This window comes from Streptomyces noursei ATCC 11455 (assembly GCF_001704275.1).
Taxonomy (GTDB): Bacteria; Actinomycetota; Actinomycetes; order Streptomycetales; family Streptomycetaceae; genus Streptomyces; species Streptomyces noursei.
On the sequence record NZ_CP011533.1, the window covers coordinates 6,857,023 to 6,869,972 of the forward strand.

Genomic DNA, 12,950 nt, shown 5'->3' on the forward strand with positions numbered 1-12,950 from the left:
CGGGGGAGAGGGGCGGCCGCACACCGGCGCCGAGACCTCAGAACACCGGCACCCCGTCCCGCGTCAACCGCCACCCCGCCGAAGCGAACACCACCGGATCGATCACCTTCTTCGCCTTCACCCACGCAATGATCGTGTTCCGGATCTCGTCAGAGTTCGACCACACCGACGTCGCCTTCGCCACATGCGGGAAACCACCACCGCCGTTCGCCCGGTAGTTGTTCACCGCCAGCACGAACTGCGCCTTGTCATCCAACGGCTTTCCCCCGTACCGCAGATTCGCGATCCGCGAACCCGCCGGCTTCGCGATGTCGATGTCGTACGTGAGCCCACCGACCACGTCATAGTTGAAGTCAGGCGTGTTGTCCGCGTTCGTCAGATTCTTCGGATCCACCGGCGCACCCGGCGCCGTCCGCACGAAATACCGCGCCGAGAACTCCAGATAGTCCCGCAGCTGCGCACCCGTCATCAACCGCGCATCCAACGTGTTCTCGTACACATACAACCCCGCCACATCACGCAGCGACACCTTGCCCGCCGGAATCGCCGCCGACCGCGAGAAACACGCCGCCTGCGACAGCACCGGCAGCGACGCGTACTTCGTACCGGCCAACGCCGCCTTCACCGTGTCCACCTGCACGAAATTGATGAAGTCGATGATCGGCGTGTCCTTGTACGGAGCCTCGGCCGCCGACATCGCCGCCTTGCACGTCCCGACCACCTGGTTCACGTACTTCACCACCGCCTGGTGCTCACGCCGCACCAGCCGCGCGATCTGCGGATCCTCCGCCGCCGTGTTGGCGTTGCGCACCTCCGCCTTCACCGACACCACCTCCCAGCGGCCCCGGCACCACTCCACCTCGAAATCGAAGACGCTCAGCCGCATCCCCCACATCAGCGGCTCGGACAGCACCACACTCCGCCCCGTCTCCTTGTTCACCACCGTCCGGGACGCGACCTCCTTGTGCGTATGGCCCACCAGAATCGCGTCGATACCCGGCACCTGCTCCGCCACCAGCGACGACGCGTTCTCCGGATACGGCAGCGCGTCCCCGTACGACGTCGCACCGTCCAGACCCGAATGATCCGTACAGACCACCACGTCACAGCCGAGCGAGCGCAGCTTCGGCACATACACCTTCGCCTGCTCGACCAGCCCCGAAAACGTCATCTTCCCCTGCACATGGGCCTTGTCCCACACCGCGATACCAGGATTCGTCAGCCCCAGAATCCCCACCCGGATATCCCGGTGCCCCGGCACCTTGATCCGCTTCACCACATACGGCGGAAACGCCGGCTTCAACGTCCGCGCATCCAACGCGTTCGCCGCCAGCAACGGGAAATCACACTGCTCCTGGAACTTCCGCAGCACCGGAATCCCGTAATTGAACTCATGGTTTCCGAGCGCCGCCGCGTCGTACTTCATCCTGTTCATCGCCAGCGCCATCGGATGCTTCGGACCATGCGGCGCGGTGATCGGATCGACCCGCGCGTAGTAATACGACAGCTGAGTGCCCTGAATGATGTCACCCGCGTCGATCAGCAGCGTACGATGCCGCCCCGCCTCCTTGCGGGCCGCCTCCACCAACGTCGAGATCTTCGCCAGCCCGACATCATTGTGCGTCGCGTCGTCATACTCCTTGTCGGTGAAATAGTCCCAGTTGAAAACGTGCCCGTGCACATCCGTCGTGCCCAGCACCCGGAACGGGACCCGCTTGCCCCGCCCGCTCCCCGGCCGCCGGCCCTCCTCCCGCCCCTGCGCCTGCGCGGCCCGCGGCAGCGCCCCCGTGAGCGCCACGCCCGTGCCGGCCGCGGCCGAACGCCCCAGAAACTTCCGGCGGTTGAACGACATATCGATTCCCCCAAGGAGGTCAAATGGTCTCAATGCACCCAGTGGCACTGCCACTTCAGGGCAACGCGCGTAGATTTCGCGCGTAGATTCTGGACCCAACCACCCCCACCGCAACAGCCCCACGACATTGCGAACAGGTGACTCCCCGGTTACCGGCCCACCGAAAGACCGGCACCAGCTGGCAAGCTGACGCCATGACCCAACCCACCCCGGCCCTCCCCTACGGCACTCCCGACGCCCCCCGCCTCGCCGTACGCGGCGAAGCCCGCCTCGAAGTCGACCCCGAGATCGCCCGCATCACCGTCACCGTCAGCGCCCGCGGCACCGACCGCGCCACCGCCCTCACCGACCTCACCCGCCGCAACGAACACGCCCTCACCCTCATCAAGAGCTACGGCGACGCCGTCGAACAACTCGAAACCGGCAGCTTCACCCTCACCCCCGAACTCACCGACAAAGGCCGCCACGAACGCATCCGCGCCTACCACGGACGCGTCACCCTCACCGCCACCCTCAACGACTTCACCGCCCTCGGCGAACTCACCACCCGCCTCGCCGACCTCGAACTCACCCGCGTCGACGGCCCCTGGTGGGCCCTCCGCCCCGACTCGCCCGCCCACCGCAGCGCCCGCACCCAAGCCGTCCACGAAGCCGTCCAACGCGCCCGTGAGTACGCCGAGGCCCTCGGCGCCCACCTCGACGCCGTCCTCGAAATCGCCGACGTCGGTGCCGAGGGCCAGCCCCACCAACAGGGCTACGGCTACGCGGCCCCCGCCGGCGCCCGCGGCGGCACCCTCGAATCCACCCCCGCCCTCGACCTCGAACCCCGCCGCCAGACCGTCCACGCCAGCGTCAACGCACGCTTCACCATGACCCGTCCCGCACTGTGAGACGACACCCCGCGAAGCCGAATTTCCGCTCATCGGAGCGGCTTCGCGCCCATTCCAAAACTTGTCAACAGCCTTTCACCAAGCGGTCGTTGAGCAGTCATGTCTCCACAGTTCCCTACCGCCGGGTAAGTCATAGGGTCGAACCATGCGCCGAGCAAAGATCGTCTGCACACTGGGACCCGCCACCGACTCGTACGAGCAGATCAAAGCCCTCGTCGACGCCGGAATGGACATCGCCCGCTTCAACCTCAGCCACGGCACCTACGCCGACCACGAAGCGCGCTTCGACCGGGTCCGCAAAGCATCCGAAGAATCCCGCCGCAGCGTCGGAATCCTCGCCGACCTTCAAGGCCCGAAGATCCGCCTGGGCCGATTCCGCGAAGGCCCCGTACTCCTTGAACGCGACGACACCTTCACCATCACCGTCGAAGACGGCATCGAAGGCGACCGACAGACCTGCGGCACCACCTACCCCGGCCTCGCCGGCGACGTCACCCCCGGCGAACGCATCCTCGTCGACGACGGCAAGGTCACCCTCGAAGTCACCGCCGTCGAAGGACCCCGCGTCCACACCAAGGTCATCGAAGGCGGCATGGTCTCCGACCACAAGGGACTCAACCTCCCCGGCGTCGCCGTCTCCGTCCCCGCCCTCTCCACCAAGGACCAGGACGACCTCCGCTGGGCCCTGCGCTACGGCGCCGACGTGATCGCCCTCTCCTTCGTCCGCAGCGGACGCGACATCGAGGACGTCCACCGCATCATGCGCGAGGAGGACCGCCACCTCCCCGTCATCGCCAAGGTCGAAAAGCCCCAGGCCGTCGAGAACATCGACGACATCGTCGCCGCCTTCGACGGCATCATGGTCGCCCGCGGCGACCTCGGCGTCGAAATGCCCCTGGAAACCGTGCCGATCGTCCAGAAGCGCGCCATCAAACTCGCCAAGCGCAACGCCAAACCGGTCATCGTCGCCACCCAGATGCTCGACTCGATGATCGACAACTCCCGCCCCACCAGGGCCGAGGCGAGCGACGTGGCGAACGCGATCATCGACGGCACCGACGCCGTGATGCTCTCCGGCGAGACCAGCGTCGGCAAGTTCCCCACCGAGACGGTCCGCACCATGAGCCGCATCGTCGAGGCCGCAGAGGAGGACATCCTCGCCAAGGGACTCCCGCCGCTGACCGAACGCAGCAAGCCCCGCACCCAGGGCGGTGCCGTCGCCCGAGCCGCCGCCGAAATGGGCGACTTCCTCGGCGCCAAGTTCCTCGTCGCCTTCACCCAGTCCGGCGACACCGTCCGCCGGCTCTCCCGCTACCGCTCGCCCATCCCCCTCCTCGCCTTCACCCCCGACCCCGCCACCCGCTCCCAACTCAACCTCACCTGGGGCGTGGAGACCTTCCTCGGCCCCACCGTCGACTCCACCGACGAGATGGTCGCCCAGGTCGACGAGCAACTCCTGAAGATCGGCCGCTGCAAGAAGGGCGACGTCGTCATCATCACCGCCGGCTCCCCGCCCGGGGTCCCCGGCTCCACCAACCTCGTCCGCGTCCACCACATCGGCGAGGACGACATCCACCCCCCGCGGTAACCCCGCGCCACCACACACTGCGACACACCGCACCACGAAGAGCTGGGCCGAGGTACCTGACTGCCGTCCCTGTCAGTACTTCGGCCCGATGTGTTGGTCCATGAGCACCACGGAGGCTTTGCGGGCCACGGAGATGTTGAACGGTTCGCTGCCGCGCGCCAGGACGGTCCATTCCACACCGACCTTGGTGAGGGTGTCCGAGAACAGTCCCCGGATGTCGTCGGACTTGTTGGCGAAGAAGTACCGCGGGTACTCGTAGCGCTTGCGCTCGCTGCCGACTATCCGGGTCGTCCAGTTGGTGACCCGGCACCCGTCGGAGTGGATCAACCCCCTGATGAACTCCCAGGGATGCTCATCAACGATCCGCTGCTGCCATCCTTCAAGGACGATCGGCCGCTCGTGCTTCTTGCCAGGGCCGTGCTGAGGAAACATGCACCATAAGTGCTTGGAGTAGACCTTCACGTTGTGGCAGCCCTTCTTGGTGGCCCGGCATACCGAGTTCCCGGGGAAGACCGACCGCATCGCGGTCTCGCAGTCGTCCGTGAGGCCGGGCCAGTTGTCGTCACACGTGATCATGAGGCTCGGTACGCGGTGCCCCGAGTACTGGCTGATGTGGCCGTCACCGAGGTAGAGGGCCAGGAGGTAGGCGTAGGCCGTCTCGTCGAGCTCGCAGCCGTCACAGCGAGGGCACCGGGGATCATGGCGTCCCGGACACTCTCCGCGTTTGGCGCGGTCCATGTGTCGCCAATAGCCGATGGTTCCGAGGGGGACACCCAGGGCGTGGGCGACGTCTGCGTTCTTCGCCCCCGCGCGGAGTCGGGCGACTGCGTCATGTCGTACGTTCGTGTCGTGAAATCGCATACCGTCACTGTGCGTGACGGAGCGCGCGGAGGGAATGGTTCACCTCGAGTTTCACGAGAACGTGAAACTCCGCTTGATCTGTGAGTGCCGGGTGCGGGATTCGAACCCGCATGCCCTTTCAGGCAGATGTGTTTGAGACATCCGTGTATACCGTTCCACCAACCCGGCCGGCGGCACGAGACACCATACCGTGTAAGTAACGATGACCGCCCCTAGGTAGGCTGCAATGGCACCACCTGCCTGGAACGAGGAGTCCCCTTGAGCGCCGCCGAGCCCCAGCAGCCTGTCGCCGATGGCGATCAGTCGCATGTCCCGCCGCTGACCACGCGCGTCGTGATCGCCGAGGACGAGGCACTCATCCGCCTCGACCTCAAGGAGATGCTGGAAGAGGAGGGCTACACCGTCGTCGGTGAGGCCGGGGACGGCCAGAAAGCCGTGGAGCTGGCCCGCGAGCATCGCCCCGATCTGGTGATCCTGGACGTGAAGATGCCGATCCTGGACGGCATCTCGGCGGCTGAGAAGATCGCCGAGGAGAGCATCGCGCCGGTCCTGATGCTGACCGCGTTCTCGCAGCGCGAACTGGTGGAGCGGGCCCGGGACGCGGGCGCCATGGCGTATCTGGTGAAGCCGTTCAGCAAGAGCGACGTCGTGCCCGCGATCGAGATGGCGGTGTCGCGCTTCACCGAGCTGAGGGCGTTGGAGCAGGAGGTCGCCGACCTCACCCAGCGGCTGGAGACCCGGAAACTGGTGGACCGGGCGAAGAGCGTTCTGCAGACCCAGTACGGGTTGACGGAGCCGGCGGCGTTCCGGTGGATCCAGAAGACGTCGATGGACCGGCGGCTGTCGATGCACCAGGTGGCCGAGGCGGTCATCCAGGATGCGGCGGAGCGTCAGCAGCAGAAGGAACAGCAGAAGGAACAGCAGAAGGAGCAGTCGAAGGAGCAGGGGAAGGGCCAGTAGGTCCGAAGTCCCGTTCCGGGGTTGATCGCCGGCGGTGCCTGTGGGCGCCGTCGGCGTTTTTTGTGGGTGCGTCGATGGCCTGGTGGGTGCGGTCGGGGCGCCGTGCGGGGGTGGGGTCAGTCCTCGCCGAGGTAGGTCTTGCGGACGGATTCGTCGTGGAGGAGGTGGGCGCCGGTGCCGGAGAGGGCGATGCGGCCGGTCTCCATGACGTGGCCCTCGTCGGCGAGGGAGAGCGCGGCGTGGGCGTTCTGTTCGACGAGGAGGATGGTGGTGCCCTGGTCGCGGAGGGCGCGGATGGTGTCCGTGATTTTCCGCATCATGATCGGTGAGAGGCCCATGGAGGGTTCGTCGAGCATGAGGAGTTTGGGGCGGGACATCAGGGCGCGGCCCATGGCGAGCATTTGTTGTTCGCCGCCGGAGAGGGTGCCGGAGGGTTGGCGGTGGCGTTCGCCGAGGACGGGGAAGAGGTCGTAGACGCGTTGGATGTCGGCGGCGATGCCGTGGGTGTCCTTGCGGAGGAAGGCGCCGAGTCGGAGGTTCTCGGCGATGGTGAGGCGGGGGAAGAGGCGGCGGCCTTCGGGGGAGTGGGCGAGGCCGCGTTCGACGATTTTGTGGGCGGGGACGTCGTTGAGGGGGTGTCCGTCGAAGGTGATTTTTCCGGTGTGGGGGGTGAGGAGGCCGGAGAGGGTGCGCAGGGTGGTGGTTTTTCCGGCGCCGTTGGTGCCGATGAGGGTGACGACCTGGCCGGCGTGGACGGTGAAGGAGATGCCTTTGACGGCTTCGATCTTGCCGTAGGCGACGTGGAGGTCCTCGACTTCGAGGAGCGGGGTGGTCATGGGGTGTCTCCGGTGGGGTCGCCCGGGGTGGGGTCGTCCGTGGTGCCGAGGTAGGCGGCGATGACGCGGGCGTCGGCCTGGACGGTGCGGGGGGTGCCCTCGGTGAGTTTGCGGCCTTGGACGAGGACGGCGACGCGGTCGCAGAGGTTGAAGATGAAGCGCATGTCGTGCTCGATGACGAGGACGGCGGTGCCGTGGTCGCGGATGGCGTGGACGAGGTCCTGGGTGGCGCGGGTCTCGTGGGGGTTCATGCCGGCGGTGGGTTCGTCGAGGAGGAGGAGTCCGGGTTCGCTGGCGAGGGCGCGGGCGATTTCGAGCTTGCGTTGTTCGCCGTAGGGGAGGTTGCGGGCGAGGTGGTCGCGTTTGGGGGCGAGGCCGGTGAAGTCGAGGAGTTCGAGGGCGCGTTGGGTGCTGTGGTGTTCGGCGCGGGTGAAGGCGGGGGTGCGGAGGAGGGCGGACCAGAGTCCTTCTTTGGTGCGGGTGTGGCGTCCTACGAGGACGTTTTCGAGGACGGTCATGTTGGCGAAGAGGCGGATGTTCTGGAAGGTGCGGGCGATGCCGGCCTGGGTGACGAGGTGGGGTTTGCGGGAGAGGCGGGTGCCGCGGTAGGCGACGGTGCCTTCGGTGGGGGTGTAGAGGCCGGTGAGGCAGTTGAAGAAGGTGGTTTTGCCGGCGCCGTTGGGGCCGATGAGGCCGACGATTTCGCCGGTGTGGACGGTGAGGTCGACGCCTTGGACTGCGGTGAGGCCGCCGAAGCGCATGGTGACGTCGGTGGCTCGGAGGAGGGGGTTGGTGGCGGGGGTCGGGGTGGGGTCGGTGGTGGGTGTGGGTGTGGTCATGGGGGTCACCCCTTTGCCTGGGCGGTGCCGAGGGGGCCGGTGGGGTCGGTGGGGCTCCCGTCGCGTCCGGTCGAGGGGTTTCCGGGGTCGGGGGTGTCGGGTCGGTCGGTGTCGTGGAATTCGAGTCGTTTGCGGCGGTCGGGGATGAGTCCTTCGGGGCGGAGGCGCATGAGGAGGACGAGGGCGATGCCGAAGAGGAGGAGTTGGTAGTCCTGGAGGAAGTCGAGTTTGGCGGGGATGAGGAAGAGGAGGGCGGCGCCGACGAGGGGTCCGCTGAGGGTGCCCATGCCGCCGAGGATGACGGCGGCGAGGAGGAAGGCGGAGTTGGGGGGTTGGGGGCCGGCGAACTGGAATTGTTCGGGGGTGGCGGTGGTTACTACGTGTGCATGGACGGTTCCGGCGAGTCCGGCGAGGGTGGCGCCGAGGGCGAAGGCGAGGAGGCGGAGGCGGAAGCTGTTGATGCCCATGGCGACGGCTGCGGTTTCGTCCTCGCGGATGGCGATCCAGGCGCGGCCGATGCGGGAGGCGGCGGCGCGGCGGAAGACGAGGACGACGAGGGCGGTGACGAGGATCATCAGCAGGTAGTAGTTGCCGTAGGGGGCGAGGGGGATGCCGAGAAGGTGGTGGGGTTCGCCGAAGTTGAAGCCGAGGATTTCCAGGTTGGGGATGTTGGGGATGCCCATGGCGCCGTTGGTGATGTCGGGGCCGGTGGTGCCGTTGAGGTTGAGCATGGCGATGCGGAAGATCTCGCCGAAGCCGAGGGTGACGATGGCGAGGTAGTCGCCGCGGAGGCGGAGGGTGGGGGCGCCGATGAGGACGCCGAAGGCGAGGGAGGCGGCGGCGCCGGTGAGCAGGGCTGCCCAGAAGGGGAAGTGGAGGCCGAGGGCGGATTCGGGGGAGCCGGAGACGAGGGCTGCGGCGTAGGCGCCGACGCCGAGGAAGGCGACGTAGCCGAGGTCGAGGAGTCCGGCGAGGCCGACGACGACGTTGAGGCCCAGGGCGACGGTGGCGAAGATCAGGATGTTGGCGCCGATGAGGGTGTATTGGTCGGTGTCCTGGGTGAAGGGGAAGGCCGTGGCGGCGAGGAAGGCGGCGGCCAGGGCGGTGCCGCGGTGTCGGTGGGTGAGGTCGGTGAGGCGGGCGAGGAGTCCGGCGCGGTGGAGGGCGGGGACGGCGAGGGCGACGAGGAGGAGGTAGCCGATGAAGGGGGCGCCGTCGTCGGTGTCGATGCCGTAGGTGAAGGCGAGGAGTGCGGCGGCGAAGGCGGCGGTGATGGTCAGGTGCTCGGCCCAGGTGGGGAGTTGGCGGGTGGCGGGGCGTGGGGGGCCGGCGGTGAGGGCTGCGGTGAGGCGTTGTCGTGGGGTGGTGGGGGTGGGGTCGGTGGGGTGGTCGGGGGGTAGGCCGAGGGCGCCGATGAGGGTGAGGAGGGCGGTGGCGCCGGCGAGGTAGCCGCCGGGTTCGAGGTTGACCAGGCCGCCGAGTTGGACGGCGATGGCGGTGAGGGTGAAGGCGGTGGTGGCGAAGGTGCCGAGGGCGGCGAAGAGGGTGGGGGCGGTGCGGCCGGCGGGGGTGAGCCAGCGCAGTCCGGGGAGGCCGTGTGCGGAGGTGGCGAGGAGGAGGGTGAGGAGGGCGCCGGTGAGGGTGACGAGTTGGAGGCCGGCGGGGGATCCGTAATAGGTGAGGTCGCCGGGGAAGTCGCTGGTCCAGGTCCAGGCGAGGCCGGTGGTGGCGGCGGTGGCGAGGGCGCCGGTGGCGGTGGTGAGGTGGGCGGTGCGGGCGGGGAGGGGGAGGAGGCCCTTGGGTTGGGCGGTGGTGGTGGTCATCGGTATCACGCCCGATCCGCGACGCGTTCGCCCAGGAGCCCCTGGGGCCGCAGGAGGAGTACGAGGATGAGGAGGACGAAGGCCCAGACGTCTTTCCATGCGCCGCCGCCGAATTGCTGCATGCCGGGGATGTGTTCGATGTAGGCGGTGGCGAGGGCTTCGGCGATGCCGAGGACGATGCCGCCGAGCATGGCGCCGTAGATGTTGCCGATGCCGCCGAGGACGGCGGCGGTGAAGGCTTTGAGGCCCATGATGAAGCCCATGCGGAATTGGACTTCGCCGGTGCGCAGGCCGTAGGCGACGGCGGCGATGCCGGCGAAGGCGGCGCCGATGGCGAAGGCGAGGACGATGATGCGGTCGGTGTTGATGCCCATGAGGCGGGCGGTGTCGGGGTCCTGTGCGGTGGCTTGCATGGCGCGGCCGCTGCGGGTGCGGGTGACGTAGAGGCCGAGGGCGGTCATGCACAGGGGGGCGGCGATGAGGACGAAGAGGTCGCCGCGTTGGACGGTGGCGCCGAGGATGTCGAGGGCGTGGCCTTTGAACTGGGGGAAGACGCGGGCCTGTTTGCCGTCGGGGTACCACTTCCAGATGGCCTGTTGGAGGGCGATGGACAGGCCGATGGCGGTGATGAGGGGGGCGAGGCGGGGGGCGCCGCGGAGCGGGCGGTAGGCGAAGCGTTCGGCGGCGATGGCGATGAGGACGGATATCGCGATGCCGCCGAGGAGCATGGCGGGGAGGGCGAGGGCGAGGGTGGTGTTGGTGGGGAGGGCGAGGTAGACGGTGAGGGCGCCGAATCCGCCGACCATGAAGATCTCGCCGTGGGCGAAGTTGATGAGCTGGACGATGCCGTAGACCATCGTGTAGCCGATCGCGATGAGGCCGTACATCGCGCCGAGGATGAGTCCGTTGGCCAGCTGTTGCGGCAGTTCGGTCACCGCGGGGCCTCCGTGGGATGGGAAGGTGGGCGTTTCCGTGGTGCCGTGGTGCGGGGGGCCGCGCCGGCGTGGGGCGCGGCCCGGGGCGCTGGTGGGGCGGTCAGCTCTTGTCGAATTTCTTGAATTCGGCGCTGAAGCGGGAGACCCAGGCGCCCTTGTCGACCTGGTAGGCGGTGATCATGGTGTTGGTGGTGTCGCCGTATTTGTCGAAGGCGACGTGGCCGGTGACGCCGTCGAAGGCGACGGTGTTCAGGGCGGTGGGGATTTTCTTGCGGGCGTCGTCGGGGAGTTTGCCGTTGTTGTCGGCGACGACTTTCTTGACGGCTTGGATGAGGGCCCAGGTGGCGTCGTAGGTGGAGCCGCCGTATGCCTCGTAGGCTTCTTTGAAGCCGGCGGCTTTGTAGTCGTCGATGAACTTCTTGGCGGAGGCGAGTTGTTCGACGGGTTTGCCGACCGAGGAGGCGTAGTCGCCCTGGGCTTTTTTGTTGAGTTTGATGTAGTCGGCGCTGTACATGCCGTCGCCGCCCATGAGGGGGGCGGTGACGCCGCCGTCCTTGAGTTGTTGGCTGAGGGGGCCGGAGGCAGGGTATTCGCCGCCGTAGAAGACCATGTCGGGGGTGGCTGAGCGGACCTTGGAGACCACGGCTTTGAAGTCGCGGTCGTCGGGGCTGATGTGTTCGGTGCCGACGACGGTGCCGCCGAGTTTGGTGAACTGGTCCTTGAAGGAGGAGGCGAGGCCGGTTCCGTAGGTCTTCTGGTCGTCGATGACGTAGGCCCTCTTGGCCTTCATTTTCTCCCAGGCGTATTGGCCGTCGAAGGCGCCTTGTACTTCGTCGGTGGTGGCGGTGCGGAAGTACGTGGGGAATTGCCTGGCGCGTTTGTTCTGTTTCCAGTTCTTGCCCTGGGTGAGGTCGGGGGTGGTGTTGGCGGGGGATATGAGGGTGAGGCCGTTTTGTTGGGAGACTTGTTGCATGGATTGGGCGACGCCGGAGTTGAGCGGGCCGACGATGCCGAGGACGTCTTTGTCGCCGGCGAGTTTGGTGGCGTTCTGTTGGCCGACGTTGGGCAGTGCCTTGTCGTCGAGGGGTTCGAGTTTGAAGGTGACGCCTTTGATTTCGCCGTTCTTGTTGGCGGTGTCGACGGCGAGTTGGGCGGAGTTGCGGATGCCGAGGCCGAGGGCGGAGAGTTCGCCGGTGGTCGGGGCGTCGAGGCCGATGACGACGGTGGTGTGGTGGCCGTCGGCGTTCTTGTTGTCGCCGCGGGATCCGCAGGCGGTGAGGGTGAGGGCGCCGGTGGTGAGTGCGGTGGTGAGGAGGAGCAAGGAACGGTGACGCACGATCAGTCCTTTCCTTGGCCGCGGCCGCGGCTGCACGCCTGGCCGGTTCGCGCGCCGGGCCGTACGGTGCGGTACAGGTTCCGTGCTCGCAGCGCGCCCGGCGGTGCGGTGACTGGCGGTGAACTCTAGAGTGCCGACCGCCGGGTCGGAACTGACGCCGTCGAGCTTGTGACGCTCTTGTTATGACCTTCGATGAGCGTTTTGCCGTTATGGTCCTTACAGGGCGGTCGGGTGCTGAGCGGAGGGCGAACTCGCACTTCTGGCGGTGATTTGACGGTGTGTCGGTGCGGCGCGGGACCGGTGTCCGATTGACGGAGGTGGCGGGCGTCCGGCGCGGCGGGCGCGGGGCGCGACTGTGACGCTGCGTTACGGAAATGCGGACGGCCCCGCTCCCGGGGGTCCGGGTGCGGGGCCGTGGCGGCGGGCGGCGGGGCGCCGGCCGGGTGGCTGATATGCGACGTCAGGCGCGGTACATGGCGGGGTCGGCGTCGCGCAGCAGACAGGTCAGACGGGCGGTGCAGACCCGCTTGTCCTGCTCGTCGGTGATGACGATCTCGTAGGTGGTGGTGGACCGGCCGCGGTGTACGGGAGTGGCGACGCCGGTGACCAGTCCGGAGCGGATGCCGCGGTGGTGGGTGCAGTTGAGGTCGACGCCGACGGCCGCCTTGGTGGGGCCGCCGTGCAGCATGGCCCCGACGGAGCCGAGGGTCTCGGCCAGGACGGCGGAGGCGCCGCCGTGCAGCAGCCCGTAGGGCTGGGTGTTGCCCTCGACGGGCATGGTGCCGACGACGCGCTCCGGAGCGGCCTCGGTGACCTGGACGCTCATGCGTTCGCCGAGGTGCCCGGCGGAGAACAGGGCGGGCAGGTCGACCCCGATGCCGGCCCACTGATCGAGGATCTCCTGCGGGAACGTGGTCGTGCTCTGCTCACCCATGGACTGCTCCGTTTCGCTCGCCCTTGAACGTGGCCGTGTCTGTGCCCTTGATCGTCGTGGATCTGTGCCTGTTCCTATCAGGCCGCGTCCCGGGCG

The 12,950-nt window shown here is 67.8% G+C and carries 11 protein-coding genes and 1 tRNA gene; 3 read left to right on the forward strand and 9 right to left on the reverse strand.

Annotation, left to right across the window (positions count from 1 at the left end; genetic code table 11):
- Positions 1-37 precede the first annotated feature (37 nt).
- Positions 38-1,852 (reverse strand): bifunctional metallophosphatase/5'-nucleotidase, encoded by a 1,815-nt coding sequence (locus SNOUR_RS29070; RefSeq protein ID WP_067352758.1) that lies wholly within the window; start codon positions 1,850-1,852, stop codon positions 38-40.
- Positions 1,853-2,046: 194 nt separating this feature from the next.
- Here SNOUR_RS29070 and SNOUR_RS29075 point away from each other — a divergent pair, with 194 nt between their 5' ends.
- Both SNOUR_RS29075 and pyk read left to right on the forward strand, forming a co-directional pair.
- The gene (locus SNOUR_RS29075) at positions 2,047-2,742 is read left to right on the forward strand and encodes an SIMPL domain-containing protein (RefSeq protein WP_067352760.1); all 696 of its coding nucleotides are present in this window, start codon (positions 2,047-2,049) and stop codon (positions 2,740-2,742) included.
- 145 nt (positions 2,743-2,887) lie between these two features.
- Positions 2,888-4,330: a pyruvate kinase gene (pyk, locus tag SNOUR_RS29080; protein ID WP_067352762.1), complete on the forward strand. Its 1,443-nt coding sequence runs from the start codon at positions 2,888-2,890 to the stop codon at positions 4,328-4,330.
- A 72-nt stretch (positions 4,331-4,402) separates the two neighbouring features.
- Here the strand turns inward: pyk and SNOUR_RS29085 are convergent, their stop codons facing one another.
- The gene (locus SNOUR_RS29085) at positions 4,403-5,191 is read right to left on the reverse strand and encodes a hypothetical protein (protein ID WP_067352764.1); all 789 of its coding nucleotides are present in this window, start codon (positions 5,189-5,191) and stop codon (positions 4,403-4,405) included.
- An 85-nt stretch (positions 5,192-5,276) separates the two neighbouring features.
- Positions 5,277-5,359: transfer RNA gene (locus SNOUR_RS29090), tRNA-Leu, on the reverse strand.
- A gap of 90 nt (positions 5,360-5,449) precedes the next feature.
- On the opposite strand from SNOUR_RS29090, the gene SNOUR_RS29095 reads away from it, so the two are divergent.
- Positions 5,450-6,151, forward strand: a complete 702-nt coding sequence (locus SNOUR_RS29095) for an ANTAR domain-containing response regulator (RefSeq protein ID WP_067352767.1) — start codon at positions 5,450-5,452, stop codon at positions 6,149-6,151.
- Between the two features lie 116 nt (positions 6,152-6,267).
- Here SNOUR_RS29095 and SNOUR_RS29100 read toward each other — a convergent pair whose 3' ends face one another.
- From SNOUR_RS29100 to SNOUR_RS29125, 6 genes are all read right to left on the reverse strand, one after another.
- Complete coding sequence (locus tag SNOUR_RS29100; RefSeq protein WP_067352770.1) at positions 6,268-6,987, reverse strand: ABC transporter ATP-binding protein; 720 nt, start codon at positions 6,985-6,987, stop codon at positions 6,268-6,270.
- Positions 6,984-7,826, reverse strand: coding sequence for an ABC transporter ATP-binding protein (locus tag SNOUR_RS29105; protein ID WP_067352773.1), 843 nt, complete (start codon positions 7,824-7,826; stop codon positions 6,984-6,986). The genes SNOUR_RS29100 and SNOUR_RS29105 overlap by 4 nt, the downstream gene beginning before the upstream one ends.
- Positions 7,827-7,831: 5 nt before the next feature.
- Positions 7,832-9,649, reverse strand: a complete 1,818-nt coding sequence (locus SNOUR_RS29110) for a branched-chain amino acid ABC transporter permease (RefSeq protein ID WP_067352775.1) — start codon at positions 9,647-9,649, stop codon at positions 7,832-7,834.
- A 5-nt stretch (positions 9,650-9,654) separates the two neighbouring features.
- A complete protein-coding gene (locus tag SNOUR_RS29115; protein ID WP_067352777.1) occupies positions 9,655-10,584 on the reverse strand; it encodes a branched-chain amino acid ABC transporter permease in 930 nt (309 codons plus the stop codon).
- A gap of 100 nt (positions 10,585-10,684) precedes the next feature.
- Entirely contained in the window at positions 10,685-11,905 is a 1,221-nt protein-coding gene (locus SNOUR_RS29120; RefSeq protein WP_067358911.1) for a branched-chain amino acid ABC transporter substrate-binding protein, read from the reverse strand.
- Positions 11,906-12,380: 475 nt separating this feature from the next.
- Complete coding sequence (locus SNOUR_RS29125; RefSeq protein WP_039637501.1) at positions 12,381-12,854, reverse strand: PaaI family thioesterase; 474 nt, start codon at positions 12,852-12,854, stop codon at positions 12,381-12,383.
- Between the last annotated feature and the right edge of the window lie 96 nt (positions 12,855-12,950).

Excerpts from the sequence above, each read along its gene's own strand:
- SNOUR_RS29125 (WP_039637501.1), bottom strand. The coding sequence starts at position 12,854 with ATGGGTGAGCAGAGCACGACCACGTTCCCGCAGGAGATCCTCGATCAG.
- SNOUR_RS29075 (WP_067352760.1), top strand. The coding sequence starts at position 2,047 with ATGACCCAACCCACCCCGGCCCTCCCCTACGGCACTCCCGACGCCCCC.
- pyk (WP_067352762.1), top strand. The coding sequence starts at position 2,888 with ATGCGCCGAGCAAAGATCGTCTGCACACTGGGACCCGCCACCGACTCG.
- SNOUR_RS29085 (WP_067352764.1), bottom strand. The coding sequence starts at position 5,191 with ATGCGATTTCACGACACGAACGTACGACATGACGCAGTCGCCCGACTC.
- SNOUR_RS29070 (WP_067352758.1), bottom strand. The coding sequence starts at position 1,852 with ATGTCGTTCAACCGCCGGAAGTTTCTGGGGCGTTCGGCCGCGGCCGGC.
- SNOUR_RS29110 (WP_067352775.1), bottom strand. The coding sequence starts at position 9,649 with ATGACCACCACCACCGCCCAACCCAAGGGCCTCCTCCCCCTCCCCGCC.
- SNOUR_RS29100 (WP_067352770.1), bottom strand. The coding sequence starts at position 6,987 with ATGACCACCCCGCTCCTCGAAGTCGAGGACCTCCACGTCGCCTACGGC.
- SNOUR_RS29105 (WP_067352773.1), bottom strand. The coding sequence starts at position 7,826 with ATGACCACACCCACACCCACCACCGACCCCACCCCGACCCCCGCCACC.